Origin of the sequence: Neorhizobium alkalisoli (assembly GCF_007829835.1) — a bacterium.
Taxonomy (GTDB): Bacteria; Pseudomonadota; Alphaproteobacteria; order Rhizobiales; family Rhizobiaceae; genus Neorhizobium.
Genome location: NZ_VIWP01000002.1, coordinates 34,340 through 52,208, shown reverse-complemented (window position 1 = coordinate 52,208; position 17,869 = coordinate 34,340). Strand labels below are relative to the sequence as shown.

Sequence of the window (17,869 nt, the reverse complement as noted above, 5' to 3'; positions counted from 1 at the left end):
GGAATGGCGGAAAATAACCTTGCGCGTAGCCGGAACGATGGTCCGGATTTCTTTGCGGATGGCGATCCGTTGGCGGAACTGGCCCGCATTGTAGGTTTTGAAGAGAAGCCGGCTGTGCGTCCCGCGCCGCCGGTTTCGGCTGATCAGGTCGTCGGACCCCGGCACGATCCGGTCTTCAATCTCGAAGACGAATTGCTGCGCGAGTTCGAGCAATACGACACGCCCCGCATTGATCCCGTCAACGATATTCCGCTCGACGAGCCGGCCCAGGAAGCTGCATCGGCCGCGTTTGATGCGCCTGCCTATGGCAATGCGCCGGAGCAGCTTGAGGCGAACTCATACACCGAGCAGGCCGCCGAACAGGTCTATGTCGAGCCGATCCAGCCCGATGACGTGGCCGAATGGCGCGGCGAGGGCGCTCTTGCTGCCGATCCAGCTTCCACGGCATATCCGTCCGTCGAGCCGGCTGCAGTTTATGCCGAGCCCACACCGGTCCCCACGCCGTTCGAAGAGATCCGCCCCGAGCCGGTTTTCGAAGAGCCGGTCCGTCAGGCGCAGGCCTATGATCCCGCTGCATTTTTTGAAGCCGAGCCGAAGTTCGAGCGCGCGCAGCCGGCAGCTCCGGTCGAAGCGCCTGCTTTCGATCTGGCCGCCGAACTCGAAAACTCCTTCATCAGCGAGCCGCAGCCGGTTGCTCCCGCAGCGCCGGTCATTCCGGTTCAGCAGGTCCAGCAGCCCGAGAGCCGCCGCAAGGAAGGTTATACGCCCGGCTTCCGCATGCCGCTGGCGAATTTCCACATCAATGGCGGCGTGACGCCGATTGCGCGCGCTCCCGAAACCGCACCGGTCGTTGCACCGCAGCCGGTTTTTGACGCGCCGACTCTCGATGCCAAGACGGCCGATGCGCAGGCCTCCGATGCCGTCGCTGCTGCTGCAGCCGACTGGGATCTTTCCTTCATGAAGACCGACGCCGCATCGGCGCCGGTCGCCTCGCAGCCGATCGCGTCTTCGCCGGTTCAGCCGCTGGCATTCGAACTGCCGAAGCCGGCCGCACCCGCTGTTGCCGATGTCCAGGTTCAGAAGCCGGTCGAAAAGTTTTCGGCGCTCGACGAGCTGATCTATGATATCGGTCGCTTCCCGGTTGGTGGGCAGCCGGCAACTCCGGTAAAGCCGCTCGTCGCTTCGCCGGCGCCGATCGTTGCAGCACCTGTTATTGCCGCGCCGATTGTTGCTGCGCCTGCAGTCGCTGCGGCTGCGCCAAAAGTTTCGGACGATCCGTTTGATATCGATCCGTTCGCCGACGAGGCTTTTGAGCTTGCGCTCGACGATCTCGAACTCGATCTGGCCGATATCGTCGGCGAGGAAAACAACCGTCAGCCCGTCAAGCAGGCGGTCGAGGCTCAGCAGCCGGTTCGTGCCGCTCAGGCCGCGGCCTTCACGGCACCGGCCGCTGTTTTTGATGCACCGTCCGAAAATGCAAGATCCTTTGCCCAGCCGGCTGTCGCCGCCGCTGCCGAAGAGGATGTGTCCGAACAGGTCGCTGAAGAGCTTCCTTTCGATCCGGCGCTGATCGCCGATTCGGAAGAGAACCCCGAGGCTATCGCCGAGCTTGATGTTCCGGCGCTCCCGGTCGAGGAGCCTGAGGAGGAGCCGCTCTACACGCCGGAATACGATCTCGATATCGATGCGGAGCTTGCAGCCCTGCTGGTCGAGCCGTCGAACACGGCATCGCCTGCCGCGAAGGAACAGGCCGCTATCCCGGTATCTGCTGCCGCCGCCGCACGCGCAGCCGAGCCGCGCAAGGATGCGCAGCCGGTCCAGGCCGATCTCGACGATTTCGAAAAGGCGCTCGAGGAAGATTTCCGCCGCAGCCTGGCAACGCCGCTGCCGGCCGCCGACTACGATGCGGAAGCAGCTTATGCGGGTGAGTTCGAGGAGAGCGGTTCCCGCCGTTCGGCCCGCGCCTGGGTTCTGCCGCTTGCCTTCGTCGGCGCCGTGGCGCTGTTCGGTGGTGGCGCTTATGCCCTGCTCGGTGGTGGCATGTCGCGCGTCGTCTCCGGCGGCGAGCCCGTCGTGATCGCTGCCGACAAGGATCCGATCAAGGTCGTTCCGGAAAATCCGGGCGGCAAGACGGTGCCGAACCAGGACAAGGCGGTTTACGACCGCGTTGCAGGTGCCGCACCGCAGACGCCGAAGCAGCAGGCGCTGATCTCCAGCGACGAACAGCCGGTCGACGTCGTCCAGAAAACCCTGATGCCGGAAAGCCTGCCGCTGGAAGGCGAAAACGATATCGAGCCAACCGATGTCGGTCAGACCGAAGATCCGCGGCTTCTGCCGCAGCAGGGTCAGCAGCAGGTTGCTGCAAACGGCCAGCAGGATGCGGTCACCGTTGCACCGCGTCGCGTCAAGACGATGATCGTCCGCCCGGACGGCAAGCTGGTGGAGCAGGAAGTTTCGGCTTCGGCTGCATCTCCGGTGCCGGCTCTGGCCTCGCCTTCGTCTGAAAAGATGCCGGCCGCTTCGGTCAAGGCGCCTGAACTGGCAGCTGCAAACGCTGCGCCTGCCGCTCACTCTGCGGCACCGGCCTCGATCCAGCAGACGTCGGCGTCTGCGACGGATATCATGCCGGTCTCGACGACGACTGCCGAAATGCAGGCGCCTGCAAATACATCGGTCTCCAAGGCTCCGGTTCCGACCACCCGTCCGTCGCAGCAGCCCGTCAATGTCGTGGCTGCGGTAAGTGACAAGGGTGCCGTACGTGCTCCGACGCCGGCAGCAGCTGCACCTGTCGCAGCGCAGCCGGCTCCGGCCGCTCCGACCCAGGTCGCTTCCGTCGGTGATGGCGGTTACGTCATCCAGATCGCCTCGCTGCCGACCCAGGCCGATGCCCAGAAGTCGTATCAGAGCCTGTCGTCGAAATTCGGTGGCGTGATTGCTGGACGCGGCGTCGACATCAAGGCTGCCGAGATTGCCGGCAAGGGCACGTTCTACCGCGTCCGTATCCCGGCCGGCAGCAAGACCGATGCCGTAGCGCTCTGCGAAAAGTATCGCGCAGCCGGCGGTACCTGCCTCGTCGCCAAGTAAGCGGTGGCAGGACCTGGAGTTTCCTGAAATCCAACGGGGCGCCTGGCGCCCCGTTTTTTATTGCCTCCATCCCATCTAGAGCCTTTCCTTGTTAGATTGAAGCATTCTGTTGGCTCAAGCGGAGTCGGATGGTCGCCTGGCCGGCGCGCGTCGTAGCTGCGGCATACGGCCAAGCCGGCCAGGCGATCAGCCGGCCCGGTTCAGCCAACCCCGAAGGGGCCGGGCATCTTTCCGCCGGGATCAGAGGCGATCGGCTCGGACGTACCCTATGGTATGCCCTTCGCCAATCGCCTCTGCCCCAACGAAAACCTGCTCCGGCAGAATGCTTCAATCTAACAAGGAAAGGCTCTAGGATTTGTCATGAGCGAATCAAAAGCGATGATCCTGGGCTCCAGCGGCCCGCAACTGACAGCCGATGAAATTTCCTTTTACCGCGACGAGCGGCCCTGGGGTTTCATCCTGTTTGCCCGCAATTGCATCGAGCCGGCGCAGATCACCGATCTCGTCGCCGCCATGCGCGACAGCATCGGGCGTCCGGACGCGCCGGTCCTGATCGACCAGGAAGGTGGCCGCGTTCAGCGCATCCGCCCGCCGATGATCGAGCGTTACCCTTCGGCTGCGGTGCTCGGCGAGATCTACAGGCGTGACCGCGAGGCGGGCCTTCGCGCCGCCTGGCTGATGTCGCGCCTGCATGCCTTTGATCTGATGAAATTCGGCATCAATGTCGATTGCCTCCCGGTCCTCGATGTGCCGGTCGAAGGGGCGAGCAATGTCATCGGTGACCGCGCCTATGGTTTCGATCCGGCGCTGGTCTCTGCCATGGGGCAGGCTGCTGCCGATGGCCTGAAGGCGGGCGGCATGCTGCCGGTGATGAAGCACATGCCGGGCCATGGCCGAGGCATGGCCGATTCGCATCACGAACTGCCGGTCGTTACCGCCTCGCGCGCGGAGCTGGAAGCACACGACTTCCTGCCCTTCGTCGCGCTCAAGAACGAGTTGATGGCGATGAGCGCTCATATCGTCTTCACCGCCATCGACCCGACCGAGCCGGCGACGATCTCGCGCAAGGTGATCGACGAGATCATCCGCGGCCATATTGGTTTCGACGGCCTGCTGATGTCCGACGACACGTCGATGAACGCGCTGAAGGGCACGATCGGCGAGCGTGCCGCGCGGATTGTTGGGGGCGGGTGCGATATGATCTTGCATTGCAACGGCCTGATGGACGAAATGAAGGCGGTGGTGAAGGAAGCGATCCCGCTTGCCGGTGAGGCGCTGAGACGCGCCAAGGCCGTCGAAGCCGGATTTGCTGCCGCTGACGGTGCGGACGAGGAAACACTTCGCGCCGAATTTCACGGGCTGCTTCCCAGCGCCTGACCGGAGCCGAGGCATAAGGAACGGAATGGCATGACGACATCGCAAAATGTCATTCCTATGGACAAGCTCTGGCAGGATGTCGGCATCGAAAAGGCTGCCGACGATCCGGCGCTGATGATCGACGTTGCCGGTTTTGAAGGCCCGCTCGATCTTCTCCTGCATCTGGCCCGCAGCCAGAAGGTGGACCTGTCGCGCATTTCCGTCCTGGCGCTGGCCGAGCAATATCTGTTGTTCGTCGAAAGCGCCCGGCGGGTGCGCATCGAGCTTGCCGCCGATTATCTCGTCATGGCGGCATGGCTCGCCTACCTGAAATCACGGCTGCTCATCCCCAAACAGGCCAAGGACGATGATGGCCCGAGCGGCGAGGAAATGGCCGCCACGCTCGCTTTCCGCCTGAAGCGGCTGGAAGCGATGCGCGATGCCGCAAGCCGGCTCGTCAACCGCAACCGCCTCGGTCGCGACATTTTTTCCCGCGGCGCGCCGGAGCATATTCCCCATCGCTCTCAGTCGGCGTTTGACGCGAGCCTTTATGATCTCCTATCCGCCTATGCCAATCTCAGGCAGCGCACGGCCGTCACGCAGGTCACGATCGAACGCCGCAAGGTCTGGTCGCTTGTCGATGCGCGTGAGCTTCTGACCCGCATGCTGGGTGAAATCGGCGACTGGACGGCGCTGCAGCACTATCTCCTGCCATATCTGGCGCCGGAAGACCGCGTCACGGCGACGGCAAGCGCCTTTGCCGCATCGCTGGAGCTGGTGCGCGAGGGCCGTCTGGAGATCCGTCAGGACGGTGCTTTTCAGCCGATCTATCTGCGCAAGGGGGAGGGGCGGCCTGTCGTGCCCTCTGCGGCTTCCATCGCCGAGGGTTCGCGTTGATGTCCGGCAGCAATGAGCATTTGATCGAGAACGACGACGATATCGTCTCAGAGCCGCTGACGCTGACTGAAGCCTGCCGCATTGCCGAGGCGCTGGTCTTTGCCTCGGCCGAGCCCGTGCCTGAAAGTTTTCTCGCCGAGCGCCTGCCGCTCGGCAGCGATATTCCGGCGATCATGGCGGCCCTTGCCGAGCTTTATGCGCCGCGCGGCGTCAATCTCATCCGGACCGGCGATCGCTGGGCCTTCCGTACCGCCGCCGATCTGTCCTTCGTCATCCGCAAGGAGGAGGGCGAGGTCAAGAAGCTGTCACGCGCCGCGCTCGAGGTCCTTGCCATCATCGCTTATCACCAGCCGGTCACCCGCGCCGAGATCGAGGAGATCCGCGGTGTGCAGACCTCGCGTGGTACGCTCGATGTGCTGATGGAAGCGGGCTGGGTGCGGTTTCGTGGCCGCCGTCGTTCACCGGGTCGGCCGGTGACGTTGGGCACGACACCGGACTTTCTCGATCATTTCGGGCTTGAAGAGCTGCGCGACCTGCCTGGTCTCGAAGAATTGAAGGCAGCGGGCCTGCTCTCCGGACGCATCCCGTCGGGCTTCTCCATCCCCATTCCGATCGGTGCCGACGAGCTTTCCGAGGAGGAAGACCCGATCACGCAGCTGGATCTGGAGGAGCTCGGATTGCTTGCTCCGAGCGGCGGCGACGAAGAATAACCGGTTTTTGCGTTAAAAACCGGCATCTTACGGTGCATTTCTGAGCTTTCGATAAAGTCTTGCACAATTTGCATGCGCTTGTGACCCGATCTGCTTCCGGCGGTTAACAACGTCCGGGAGGAGCATTGCGAACCTGTATTTGGTGTTTGAAAAACCAGCCCAAAGAGCTTACATCGGTAATTACGTTCTAATGGAGTTGGATTATGGGTTCGTTTAGTGTGTGGCATTGGCTGATCGTTCTTGTGATCGTGCTGGTCCTGTTTGGCCGTGGCAAGATCCCTGAACTGATGGGCGACGTCGCAAAGGGTATCAAGAGCTTCAAGAAGGGCATGACCGACGAGGACGCCCCGGAAGCCGGCAATGGTACGACCACTGCAAAGACGGTCGATCACAAGGCCGACGAGGTCAAGGAAACCAGCCGGTCCTGATGGGATCGACCTGCGGGTTCCAGGAGCCTTATTGAATGTTCGATATCGGTTGGTCCGAGATACTCGTCATCGCTGTCGTGCTCATCGTTGTGGTTGGTCCGAAGGACCTGCCGCCGATGTTGCGCGCCTTCGGCAAGATGACGTCCAATTTCCGCAAAATGGCCGGAGATTTCCGGGCTCAGTTCGATGAGGCGCTTCGCGAATCGGAATTTGACGACGTCCGCAAGACGATCTCCGATGCAAAGAGCCTGAACCCCACCAACGCGCTGCGGGATGCCATCAATCCGCTGCGGCAGATGGGGCAGGATATCCGCAACGATCTCCAGAAGGCGACGCAGGTCCCCTCTACGGAAGAGGCGAAGACGGATGTGGACGCCCAGCAGGCGGTCGAAGGATCGTCGGCGGTTGCCGCAACTCCGGAAGTGCCGCCGAGCGTAGAGCCTCTGGCCGCGTCTCCGGTAGCACCCGTTCAGTCCGCTCCCATGGCGGCCCCGGTGGCACCCCTTGTCGCGACACCGGCGGCAACACCTGCTCCGGCGACTGCTGCTGTTACGGAAAAGAAGCCTCGTGCACCCCGCAAGTCTGCTGCTGAAAAGGCGGCTGCCGCGCCGGTTGCTGAAGTGGCTGCGGCTGCGCCGGCAAAGCCGAAGCGGGTCTCCGCAAAGACGATCAAGATCGTCGAAGCGGTAGAACCTGCCGAAAAACCGAAGCGCAGCCGTGCGGCTAAGCCTGCTGCTCCCGTCGAAACCCCGCTGGTCGAAAAGCTTGAACAGGCTGTCGCTAAGGCACCCCGCAAGCGCGCGACCAAGAAGACCGAGACACCGAAGGACGACGCATGAGCAGCGGTGACTACCAGGACAAGCCGCAGCCGCTCATCGAGCATCTGATGGAATTGCGGACCCGCCTGATCTGGTCGATCGGCGCGTTTTTCGTGGCTTTCATCTGCTGCTTCTTCTTCGCCAAGCAGCTCTTCAACCTGCTGGTCATCCCCTATAAATGGGCAGTCCTCTGGGCGCATCTCGATGTCGCCAAGTCGGAGCTGATCTATACGGCACCGCAGGAATTCTTCTTCACCCAGGTGAAGGTCGCGATGTTCGGTGCCCTGGTGATTGCCTTCCCGGTGATCGCCTCGCAGATCTACAAGTTCGTCGCACCGGGCCTCTACAAGAACGAGCGTCAGGCTTTCCTGCCTTTCCTCGTCGCATCCCCGATCCTGTTCCTGCTTGGCGCGGCGCTGGTCTATTTCTTCTTCACGCCGATGATCATGTGGTTCTTCCTGGCGATGCAGCAGGCGCCGACGGAAGGCGAGGTCGGGATTTCGCTCCTGCCGCGCGTCTCGGAATACCTGAGCCTGATCATGACGCTGGTCCTGTCCTTCGGGCTGGTCTTCCAGCTGCCGGTCGTCACGACGCTCTTGGCCCGCGTCGGCCTGCTCACCAGCGACTGGCTGCGCGAGAAGCGCAAGTTCGCGATCGTCATCGCCTTCATCGCCGCGGCCGTCCTGACGCCGCCCGATCCGATGTCCCAGATCGGCCTTGCGCTGCCGACTATCCTTCTCTACGAGATTTCCATCTACGCCGCGCGACTCGTCGAGCGCAAGCGTGCCGATGAAGCCCTCAAGGACCAGGATTCTTCGGACGTCGCCGAGACCGACAAGGCGTGAGCTGAAGCTCACGCCTAAAGCAGCCGCGGCATCTGGCTGAAGGCAGGAAAAGATGCTTGATATCAAATGGATCCGTGACAATCCGGAAGCTCTGGACGCAGCACTCGCAAAGCGCAGCGCCGAGCCGATGGCTGCAACCCTTATTGGCCTCGACGACCGCCGCCGGTCCGTCATCCAGACGCTTCAGGACATGCAGTCACGCCGCAACGCCGCCTCCAAGGAGATCGGCGCTGCCATGGCACAGAAGAATGCCGAGCTTGCCGACAAGCTGAAGGCCGAAGTTGCGACCATCAAGGACACGATGTCGGAAGCCGAGCGCGAAGAGCGCGAAGCGGTCGCCGCCCTCGAAGACGCCCTGTCGCGCATCCCCAACATTCCGTTCGACGACGTACCGGTCGGCAAGGACGAGCACGACAATGTCGTCAAGCGCACGGTCGGCCAGAAGCCGGGCTGGAATCATGCCGCGAAAGAGCATTTCGAAATCGGCGAAGCGCTCGGCTATATGGATTTCGAACGCGCCGCAAAACTCTCCGGTTCGCGCTTCACGGTCCTGACCGGGCCGCTCGCCCGTCTCGAACGCGCGCTCGGCCAGTTCATGATCGACATGCATACCGGCGAACACGGTTATACCGAAGTGTCGTCGCCGCTGATGGTGCGTGACGAGGCAATGTTCGGCACCGGCCAGCTGCCGAAATTTGCCGAAGACCTCTTCAAGACCACGGACGGCCGCTGGCTGATCCCGACGGCCGAAGTGACGCTCACCAACCTTGTCTCCGCCGAAGTGCTGGAACAGGAAAAGCTGCCTTTGCGCTTCACAGCGCTGACCCCGTCCTTCCGTTCGGAAGCGGGTTCGGCCGGTCGCGATACGCGCGGCATGCTGCGCCAGCACCAGTTCTGGAAATGCGAGCTGGTCTCGATCACTGATGCTGAAAGTGCTGTTGCCGAACACGAGCGCATGACCGAATGCGCGGAGAACGTGTTGAAGCGTCTCGGCCTGCATTTCCGCACCATGACGCTCTGCACCGGCGACATGGGCTTTGGCGCCCGCAAGACCTATGACATCGAGGTCTGGCTGCCGGGTCAGGATACGTTCCGCGAAATCTCGTCCTGCTCGGTCTGCGGCGATTTCCAGGGCCGTCGCATGAATGCCCGTTATCGCGGTAAGGACGAGAAGGCGCTGAAATTCGTTCACACGCTGAACGGTTCCGGCACCGCCGTCGGCCGTTGCCTGATCGCCGTCATGGAAAACTATCTGAACGAAGATGGTTCCGTCACAATTCCGGACGCGCTTCTGCCCTATATGGGAGGCCTCACCAAGATCGAGCGGGCTGCCTGATGCGCATTCTTCTGACCAATGACGACGGCATCCACGCGGAAGGGCTGGCGGTTCTCGAACGGATCGCCCGCACGATGTCCGACGACGTCTGGATCGTCGCACCCGAGACCGACCAGAGCGGTCTTGCCCATTCGCTGACGCTGTCCGAGCCCCTGCGCCTGCGCAAGATCGAAGACAAGCGTTACGCGCTGCGCGGCACGCCGACTGATTGCGTCATCATGGCGATCAGCGAGATCATGGGCGGCAAGCCGGATCTCGTTCTGTCGGGCATCAATGACGGCGGCAACATGGCCGACGACATCACCTATTCGGGCACGGTTGCCGGCGCGATCGAGGGAACGCTGCAGGGCGTCCGTTCGATCGCCGTCAGCCAGGCGGCGCGCAAGGAAAACGGCCGGTTTACGCCTTGGGAAGTTGCGGAGACTTACGCGTCCGACCTGTTGAAGACGCTGATGACGGTCGAGCTTCCGGACGGAACCTTCCTCAATGTCAATTTCCCGCATTGTGCCCCGGAAGAGGTGCAGGGCGTGGAAGTGACCTCCCAGGGCAAGCTTGATTTCGGCCTGATGATCGATGCCCGCGAGGATGGCCGTGGCCGTCCCTATTACTGGCTGAAATTTTCCGACCGGAAAGGCAATTTTCGCGACGGCACCGATATTCAGACGCTCAAGGAAAACAAGATTTCCGTGACACCGCTGAAGCTGGACCTCACCGATTATTCGGTGCAGGATCGCCTCGCAACCGCACTCGGATCAACCGGATTGGGATTTGGAGCCGCCCGTTGAAATCGGCCATGCTCGAGAAAGAAGGTTTTGCCGCCCTTGTGCTGCGCCTGCGCTCCGAGGGCATTTCCGATCTCGATCTCCTGACGGCCGTCGAACAGACGCCGCGCTCGCAATTCGTACCGGCGACCTTGACTGACGAGGCCTATTCCAGCCGGACCGTGCCGATCGACTGCGGCTCCTTCATGGAAGGAGCAGATCTTGCCGTGCGGCTTCTGTCGAAGCTGCAGGTGAAGCCCGGCCATCGCGTTCTCGAAATCGGCACCGGCAGCGGTTTTAGCGCAGCCGTGATCGGCCGGATTGCCGAACGTGTCCTGAGCGTCGATCGTTATCGCACCCTGACGGCCGATGCGCAGGCGCGGATGGACGAACTCGGCCTGCGCAATGTCATCGTGCGCCAGGCCGATGGCAGCAATGGCATGCCGGGCGAGGGCACGTTCGACCGCATTTTCGTGACCGCAGCCTTCCCGGCAATGCCGCGCTTTTATGCCGACCAGTTGACCCATGGCGGCTCGATGGTCGCACCTCTCGTCATGGAAGGTATGGATACCTGCCTGATGGTGCGTCTCACCAAGACCGGCAGCCGTTTCGAGCGGGAAGACCTCTTTACCGTACCCTATCTGCCGCTCGTTCCGCAGATGGCCGCCGCCCTCTGACCTGCCGAAAAGGTTCCGCTGGTGGAGCGGCTCTCTTTTGTCATGGTTATCAATTTGACAAAAAATTCGATCTGATAGTGCCGCTTTAACCGGGCGGTAAGACTAACGCGCTTTAATCACTCTCACGATATAGTTGCGTGGGTGTAGGTCGAGTGATGCGTCTCAAGAGTGCTCCGAAAGTCGGAACGTCCTTTGTAAAGTTCGCGGTTGCGGCCTTGCTGGCCAGTGCGGCAACGGGCTGCAGTTCCGATGCCAACCGGTTCTCCGGTCTTTTTTCCAAGACAGATACGATGTCGACCGCGTCGATCCAGCCGCGACAGGGTGGTGGCGCTTACGGTCAGGCGCCGGTTCCGGTCGGTGATCTGAATTCCGGTCAGGCTCTGCCGCCGCAGCCGGCTTACGGTAATCGCAATACGGCGATGAATCAGCCTTATCCGGCGCCTGCCGGCAATTACGGTTCGCCGACCCGTGCAGCTGTCGCGCCGGTCGCCGTACAGCGCAACGAGCTTGCCGCTCCGTCTGCCTCGATGCTGCCGCCGGCCGCACCTGCGCCGATGGCCGCCCGCAATCCGGCGCCGATGGCCCATGATCCGCAGACCCGCCAGGAAGCCATGGCCCAGCCCATGCCGGGCCGCAATTCGGCTCTCGGCGCGGCCCCCCATAATCTGGCAGCCCCGACGGCGCAGCCGATGCGCGCCGACAACCTCTCCACCGGCACGGTCAAACCGATGTCCGGCTGGTCGACGGTCAACGCTCCGAAGGTGACCCTGAAGCCCGGCGAAAACGCTGCGACGCTTGCCCGTCGTTACGGCGTGCCGGAAAAGGAAATTCTGAAGGCCAATGGCGGCCAGGTTGCTGCCGGCCAGGCCGTGATCATTCCGACCTTCGGCACCGCGCCGAACTCGGCCAAGACGGCATCGGCCGATATCGACCTGCAGAACAAGGCTCCGGCACCGGCGCCGCAGCAGGAACAGAAGGTTGCCGTCCTGCCATCGGCCCGCGACAAGGGCATGGTCGAGCCTGCAAAGATTACCCCTCCCGGCGGTAAGCTCGGCGCCTCCTATACGGTGAAGCAGGGTGACAGCCTTGCCAAGATCGCCCGGGAAACCGGTACGCCGATCGACCAGCTGAAGGCCGCAAACGGCCTGACCGGCGGCGTTCGTGTCGGCCAGACGCTGAAGGTCGCCAACGCGGTTGCTCCGGTTGCCGATCCGGTCAAGACGGCCTCCATCCCGGAAAAGCCGGCTGCTGCACCGAAGGCCGCCGCTCCGGCTGTCGTCGAACACGCTTCCGCACCGGCCGCCGCTGCAAAGCCTTCGGCTGAAACCGCTTCGATCAGCGAAGTCGAGAAGAAGTCGGATGTTTCGGCTGCCGCTCCGCAGTCCACCGGCATCGAAAAATATCGCTGGCCGGTCAGCGGCGCAGTCATCGCCGGTTACGGCGCCAATGTCGACGGCAACCGCAATGACGGTATCGATATCTCGGTTCCGGAAGGCACGCCGATCAAGGCCGCCGAAAACGGCGTCGTCATCTATGCCGGCAATGGTCTGAAGCAGCTCGGCAACACGGTTCTCGTTCGTCACGACGATGGCAAGGTCACCGTTTACGGCCATGCCGGTTCGATCAACGTCACCCGTGGCCAGAAGGTCACCCGCGGCCAGACGCTCGCAGCGTCCGGTATGAGCGGCGACGCCAAGCGCCCGCAGGTCCATTTCGAAGTCCGCAAGGACGCGACCCCGGTCAACCCGACTACCTACCTTGAATAATTGTATTGCGTTTCAAGGGGACAGAGAAAAGCCCGGCAGCGATGCCGGGCTTTTCTTGTTCTTGCATTGTGATTTCGGGTTTCAGCCGCGATCGAGCGGCTTGCGCAGCCGGCCGGCTGCATCCTGGATATATTGCCAGGCGACACGGCCCGAGCGCCCGCCGCGGGTCGTCGCCCATTCCAGCGCCTCGTGATGCAGCACCTCGCGGGTAAGGCCGAGATCGAAATGTTCGGCATAACCGTCGATCATCGTCAGATAGTCATCCTGGCTGCATTTATGGAAACCGAGCCAGAGGCCGAAACGGTCCGACAGCGACACCTTTTCCTCGACTGCTTCAGACGGATTGATCGCGGTCGACTGCTCGTTCTCCATCATGTGACGCGGCAGGAGATGGCGGCGGTTGGACGTGGCGTAGAAGAGCACATTGTCCGGCCGGCCTTCGATGCCGCCGTCGAGTGCCGCCTTCAGCGACTTGTAGGCCGTATCGTCATGATCGAAGGACAGGTCGTCGCAGAAAACGATCGCCCGCTGGCCGCTTTCCTTCAGGATATCGAGAAGGCCGGGCAGGGAGGCGATGTCCTCGCGATGCACTTCGATCAGCTTGATCGAGACGCCGGACTGGACGCGTACATCCTCATGCACCGCCTTCACCAGCGATGACTTGCCCATGCCGCGCGCGCCCCAGAGGAGTACGTTGTTGGCGGCAAAGCCCTCGGCAAAACGCAGCGTGTTTTCATGCAGGATGTCACGCACATGATCGACACCACGGATCAATGAGAGCGCGACGCGGTTGGGGCGCTTGACCGGCGAGAGCTTCAGATTGGCCGGCACCCAGACGAAACAGTCGGCCGCATTCCAGTCGTTGATGGCGGGCGGCGGTCCGGCGAGCCGTTCCATGGCGTCGGCAAGGCGTCTGACTTCGGCAAGGATCTGGAGGTTGATCTCATCTGGCATCGGTATTTCCTCGAGGTTTTTGAAGGCGGCCGACTGTTTCGTCTGGGTGCCGCGACCGTCGTTTGCAACCGGGTAACACCTTCGTTAGAGCATCAAAAGCCTTTGCACCGTGGATTCAGTACGGTACCTGAGTGCTTTCTGTTGCATTCGCGCCGATCACAACTATATTCCGGCGGCTTGTAACGGGGGCCAGGGTCTCCGATCATCCTAGGAGTTCTTGATGTTCATTACTGATGCTTTCGCCCAGGCGAGCGGAGCGGCCCCGGCGGGTTCCAGCACCGATTCCATCCTGCAGATGGTTCTGCTGTTCGCGCCGCTGATGGTGGTCTGGTATTTCTTCCTGATCCGTCCGCAGCGTGCCCAGGCCAAGAAGCGTCAGGAAACCCTGACCAGCATCCGTCGTGGTGATCAGGTCGTGCTCGGCGGCGGTCTTGTCGGCAAGGTTTCGAAGGTGATCGACGACAACGAAGTCGAAGTCGAAATCGCCGAAGGCGTCAAGGTTCGCGCCATGCGCACCTATATTGCCGAAGTCCGCGTCAAGGGCGAGCCGGTCAAGACCGAAGCCCCGACCAAGTAATTCGGCCAGGTAATTCGACAAGGCCCGCTTCGGCGGGCCTGTTTTCAATGACGACTGACTGACAGAAAGACGCGATATGGCGAAAGGGATCGAAATCCGCGAAGCCCATTTTCCCGGTCGCGCACCGATCGATGCCTATGGCAATGGCGGTTTCCGCTTTGCCGACATGTCGCATCGCGGTTCCATTCTCTGCCTGCCCTCCGGCATCCATGGCTGGGATATCACGGAAGGCGAACCGCTGACGGTCGACGCCTTTGCCAGGGTCATCGCAGAAGCCGCCGGCATCGAGGTTATCCTCGTCGGCACCGGCGCCAACCTGAAGCCGCTTCCGGCAGATCTGAAAGCCGCGCTCAAGGCCGTCGGCATCGCATCCGACCCGATGAGCACCGGCGCTGCCGTGCGGACCTACAATATCATGCTCGCCGAATCCCGCGCCGTCGCGACGGCCCTGATTGCCGTCTGACACCGATGGCCGCCGGCGAAACTCCCGTCTCTTCCGACATCTGCCTGACGACGCTGCGCGACAGCGATCGCGACCGTTATCTCGCCTGCCTGCTTTCTCCGGAAGACAAGCGCCCGGAACTGTCCGCGCTTTATGCCTTCAATGCCGAGCTCGCGCGGGTGAGGGACGTCGTGCGCGAACCCTTGCCCGGCGAAATCCGCCTGCAGTGGTGGCGCGATCTTCTGGAAGGCAACGGCGCCGGCGATACCGGCGGCAACCCGATTGCAGCCGCGCTGATGGAGGCGGTCGACACCTACCGTCTGCCGCGCCAGACGCTGCTCGACATGATCGAGGCGCGCACCTTTGACCTCTATGACGACCCGCTTGCCGACCGCAACGAACTCGAAGGTTATGCCGGCGAGACCGCCTCGGCGCTGATCCAGCTCGCCAGTCTCGTGCTTTCGGCAGAGGACGCGCCGCGTTCGGCAGAGGCGGCCGGCCATGCCGGGGTTGCCCAGGCTGTCGCCGGTTTCCTGCTTCTCCTGCCGATCCATCGTCGTCGGCATCAGCTTTACGTGCCGCTCGATATCCTCTCTGCCACCGGCCTCGACCGCGAGACCTTTCTCGCCGGTGAAGATCGCCCGAAGATTTCGGCTGCCGTCGAAGCCTTTGCCGGCCTCGGCCTCGAACATCTCGAAAAGGCGCGCCGGGCAGGCGGCATTTCGCCAAAGACCTTCCCGGCCTTCCTCGCGGTCTCGCTTGCCGAACCGGTGCTGAAAAAGGCACGCCGGCGTGGCGCCGCGGTTCTCGACGGCGACATGCAACCGCCGCAATGGCGGCGCCAATTGCGGATGTTGAAATCCGGCTTGTTCAGGCGCTTCTGAAGTGGAAGGTTTGCGCAAAATTCGCGCAAGCCACGCATTGTAGATGAACTCGGATCGAGACGCGCAACACTGCGCTTAAGGGAGAATCGGTTTGAGCGGTTCCTTGGTCTGGGCCATTCTGGTCGGTCTGATATTGATCGCGGCCTATTACATCACACGGGTCGCCAGGCAGAATGACGACGGCGACGGCAGCTTCGATACGGGGCTCGCCATTCTTGAATTTGGCCGGGCCTTTCCTGAGGAAGCGATCCGCAGCCTGCATGCGACGGCCGACGGCAGCGCCTTTTTCGTGCGCCTGCACGACAACAAGGCCGGCATCATGCGCAACCGCCGCAATCACTATGCCTGCCATGTGATCCAGCCGGGCCGCGTGCGTATCGTGCCGCTCGCCAATTCCAAGGGTTTTACCGCCGAATTCCTCGATAGCCCGACACAGAACGGCACGTTCGTCTTCAAGACGGAAAAGGAGGCCGCGGAAGTGTCCCTCTGGCTGCTCAACAATTACGTCAGCATTGCCGAGCATGAGCATGATGCGGGAAAGCCTGCGGATCATGGTGGCGAGCCCGATCCGGTGTGAGGCCTTGAAACTCACTTCGGTGTGCCATTGTTGAGTTTATGAAGGCCTGCCTTCTCGCGCTTCCTCATCCCTGTGCCCTTAGGGCTTCGCCCACGGTATGTCACAGGGATCCAGCCAGCCCAAGTCTTTGGGCTGAAAAGACTCCTATCGCCGCGCGGACGCGCGTCGGCTGGATTCCTGTGACAAGCACAGGAATGAGGTTTTGGGGGGGGAGGTACCACCTAATAACAGCTGCTAGGCCACAATCCCAGATACGGCCGTGGTAGCAGAAAACTTCAGCCCGCCAGCCCCAGCCATTCCTTGCAATCCTTCAGCGCCCTTGCTGCCATCAGCTGGCGCTTCATGATCGTCTTGTCCTTGCCGCGAAAGCGCTTGATGCCTTCCGGGCGGACGATAGAGCCGGGTGCCAGTTCCGGAAACAGGCCGAAATTGACGTTCATCGGCTGGAAGGAGCGTTTGCCGGGCTCTTCGTCATGCACGAGATGGCCACCGGTAATATGGCCGAGCAGCGAACCGAAGGCGGTGGTTGCCGGTGGCGGCACGATGGCCTCGCCCTTGCGCTCCGCTGCAGCAAAACGACCAGCGAGAAGTCCGATTGCGGAACTTTCGACATAGCCCTCGCAGCCGGTGATCTGGCCGGCAAAACGCAAGCCCGGGCGGCTTTTCAGCGTCAGCGACCGGTCGAGCAAGACGGGCGACTGGATATAGGTGTTGCGGTGCAGACCGCCGAGCCGTGCAAATTCGGCATTCTGCAGGCCCGGGATCATGCGGAAAATATCGGCCTGGGCGCCGTATTTCAGCTTCGTCTGGAAACCGACCATGTTGTAGAGCGTGCCGAGCGCATTGTCCTGGCGCAGCTGCACGACAGCATAGGCCTTGACGGTCGGGTTATGGGAATTGGTGAGGCCCATCGGCTTCATAGGTCCGTGGCGCAAGGTCTGACGTCCACGTTCCGCCATCACCTCGATCGGCAGGCAGCCGTCGAAATAGGGCGTGCCTTCCCATTCCTTGAAACCGACCGTATCACCGGCGATCAGCGCATCGACGAAGGCATTGTACTGCGCCTCGTCCATCGGGCAGTTGATATAGTCCTTGCCCGTGCCGCCAGGTCCGACCTTGTCGTAACGCGACTGGTACCAGCAGATATCCATGTCGATCGAATCGCGATGCACGATCGGCGCGATCGCATCGAAAAAGGCGAGTGCATCCGCGCCGGTCTCAGTCCGGATCCCTTCGGCAAGCGCAGGCGAGGTCAGCGGGCCGGTGGCGATGATGGAAATATCCCATTCCTTCGGCGGCAGGCCCTGGATTTCCTCGCGCACGACCGTGATCAGCGGATGCTTTTCGAGCGTTTCGGTAACTGCGTCGGAAAAGCCGTCGCGATCGACGGCAAGCGCTCCGCCGGCCGGAACCTGGTTGCGGTCGGCGCAGGCCATGATCAGCGAATTGGCAAGCCGCATTTCCGCATGGATGACCCCGACCGCATTGGCGGTCGCATCGTCGGAGCGGAAGGAGTTGGAACAGACCAGTTCGGCAAGGCCGTCGGTCTTGTGGGCATCGGTGCCGCGCACGCCGCGCATTTCATGCAGAATGACCGGGATGCCGGCCTCGGCAACCTGCCAGGCGGCTTCGGAACCGGCAAGGCCGCCGCCGACGATGTGAATGGGGTCGAATGTGGAAGAGGGAGATGTCGTGCTCATGGCCGGCTCATTATCATGACATCTGAATTACAGAAATCAAAAAGCAGGTAGCTGTCG

The 17,869-nt window shown here is 62.2% G+C and carries 17 protein-coding genes; 15 read left to right on the top strand and 2 right to left on the bottom strand.

From position 1 onward, the window contains the following. Positions 1-3: 3 nt before the first annotated feature. From FHW37_RS05990 to FHW37_RS05930, 11 genes are all read left to right on the top strand, one after another. Complete coding sequence (locus FHW37_RS05990) at positions 4-3,084, top strand: SPOR domain-containing protein (protein ID WP_145633989.1); 3,081 nt, start codon at positions 4-6, stop codon at positions 3,082-3,084. Positions 3,085-3,444: 360 nt separating this feature from the next. Then, a complete protein-coding gene (gene nagZ / locus FHW37_RS05975) occupies positions 3,445-4,461 on the top strand; it encodes a beta-N-acetylhexosaminidase (RefSeq protein WP_145633986.1) in 1,017 nt (338 codons plus the stop codon). A 57-nt stretch (positions 4,462-4,518) separates the two neighbouring features. Continuing rightward, a complete protein-coding gene (locus FHW37_RS05970) occupies positions 4,519-5,337 on the top strand; it encodes a segregation and condensation protein A (RefSeq protein WP_145635894.1) in 819 nt (272 codons plus the stop codon). Beyond that, positions 5,337-6,047: an SMC-Scp complex subunit ScpB gene (gene scpB, locus FHW37_RS05965; protein ID WP_145633984.1), complete on the top strand. Its 711-nt coding sequence runs from the start codon at positions 5,337-5,339 to the stop codon at positions 6,045-6,047. Before FHW37_RS05970 ends, scpB begins: the two co-directional genes overlap by 1 nt. 203 nt (positions 6,048-6,250) lie before the next feature. Next, the gene (locus FHW37_RS05960; RefSeq protein ID WP_145633982.1) at positions 6,251-6,475 is read left to right on the top strand and encodes a twin-arginine translocase TatA/TatE family subunit; all 225 of its coding nucleotides are present in this window, start codon (positions 6,251-6,253) and stop codon (positions 6,473-6,475) included. Positions 6,476-6,510: 35 nt separating this feature from the next. Beyond that, positions 6,511-7,314: a Sec-independent protein translocase protein TatB gene (tatB, locus tag FHW37_RS05955; RefSeq protein WP_145633980.1), complete on the top strand. Its 804-nt coding sequence runs from the start codon at positions 6,511-6,513 to the stop codon at positions 7,312-7,314. After that, positions 7,311-8,138 carry a twin-arginine translocase subunit TatC gene (gene tatC, locus FHW37_RS05950; protein WP_145633977.1) on the top strand — a complete coding sequence of 276 codons (828 nt, stop codon included), beginning with the start codon at positions 7,311-7,313 and terminating at the stop codon, positions 8,136-8,138. Before tatB ends, tatC begins: the two co-directional genes overlap by 4 nt. A gap of 52 nt (positions 8,139-8,190) precedes the next feature. Further along, positions 8,191-9,474, top strand: coding sequence for a serine--tRNA ligase (gene serS / locus FHW37_RS05945; RefSeq protein ID WP_145633975.1), 1,284 nt, complete (start codon positions 8,191-8,193; stop codon positions 9,472-9,474). Next, positions 9,474-10,259, top strand: a complete 786-nt coding sequence (gene surE / locus FHW37_RS05940; RefSeq protein ID WP_145633972.1) for a 5'/3'-nucleotidase SurE — start codon at positions 9,474-9,476, stop codon at positions 10,257-10,259. The genes serS and surE overlap by 1 nt, the downstream gene beginning before the upstream one ends. A gap of 8 nt (positions 10,260-10,267) precedes the next feature. Then, positions 10,268-10,912, top strand: coding sequence for a protein-L-isoaspartate(D-aspartate) O-methyltransferase (locus tag FHW37_RS05935; protein ID WP_432442829.1), 645 nt, complete (start codon positions 10,268-10,270; stop codon positions 10,910-10,912). A gap of 155 nt (positions 10,913-11,067) precedes the next feature. Further along, positions 11,068-12,678, top strand: a complete 1,611-nt coding sequence (locus tag FHW37_RS05930; protein ID WP_145633968.1) for a LysM peptidoglycan-binding domain-containing M23 family metallopeptidase — start codon at positions 11,068-11,070, stop codon at positions 12,676-12,678. An 81-nt stretch (positions 12,679-12,759) separates the two neighbouring features. On the opposite strand, the gene FHW37_RS05925 is transcribed toward FHW37_RS05930, so the two are convergent. After that, positions 12,760-13,632, bottom strand: a complete 873-nt coding sequence (locus FHW37_RS05925; protein WP_145633966.1) for an ATP-binding protein — start codon at positions 13,630-13,632, stop codon at positions 12,760-12,762. Between the two features lie 220 nt (positions 13,633-13,852). Between FHW37_RS05925 and yajC the strand changes: the two genes are divergently transcribed. The 4 genes from yajC (at position 13,853) to FHW37_RS05905 (ending at position 16,112) form a co-directional block, all read left to right on the top strand. After that, on the top strand, positions 13,853-14,209 hold the full coding sequence (gene yajC, locus FHW37_RS05920; RefSeq protein ID WP_145633964.1) for a preprotein translocase subunit YajC: 357 nt from the start codon (positions 13,853-13,855) through the stop codon (positions 14,207-14,209). A gap of 76 nt (positions 14,210-14,285) precedes the next feature. Then, positions 14,286-14,672, top strand: a complete 387-nt coding sequence (locus FHW37_RS05915) for an Mth938-like domain-containing protein (protein WP_145633962.1) — start codon at positions 14,286-14,288, stop codon at positions 14,670-14,672. Between the two features lie 5 nt (positions 14,673-14,677). Continuing rightward, positions 14,678-15,535, top strand: coding sequence for a phytoene/squalene synthase family protein (locus FHW37_RS05910; RefSeq protein ID WP_145633959.1), 858 nt, complete (start codon positions 14,678-14,680; stop codon positions 15,533-15,535). Positions 15,536-15,626: 91 nt separating this feature from the next. Next, the gene (locus tag FHW37_RS05905; RefSeq protein ID WP_145633957.1) at positions 15,627-16,112 is read left to right on the top strand and encodes a hypothetical protein; all 486 of its coding nucleotides are present in this window, start codon (positions 15,627-15,629) and stop codon (positions 16,110-16,112) included. Positions 16,113-16,387: 275 nt separating this feature from the next. Here FHW37_RS05905 and trmFO read toward each other — a convergent pair whose 3' ends face one another. Further along, positions 16,388-17,812: a methylenetetrahydrofolate--tRNA-(uracil(54)-C(5))-methyltransferase (FADH(2)-oxidizing) TrmFO gene (trmFO, locus tag FHW37_RS05900; protein WP_145633956.1), complete on the bottom strand. Its 1,425-nt coding sequence runs from the start codon at positions 17,810-17,812 to the stop codon at positions 16,388-16,390. Between the last annotated feature and the right edge of the window lie 57 nt (positions 17,813-17,869).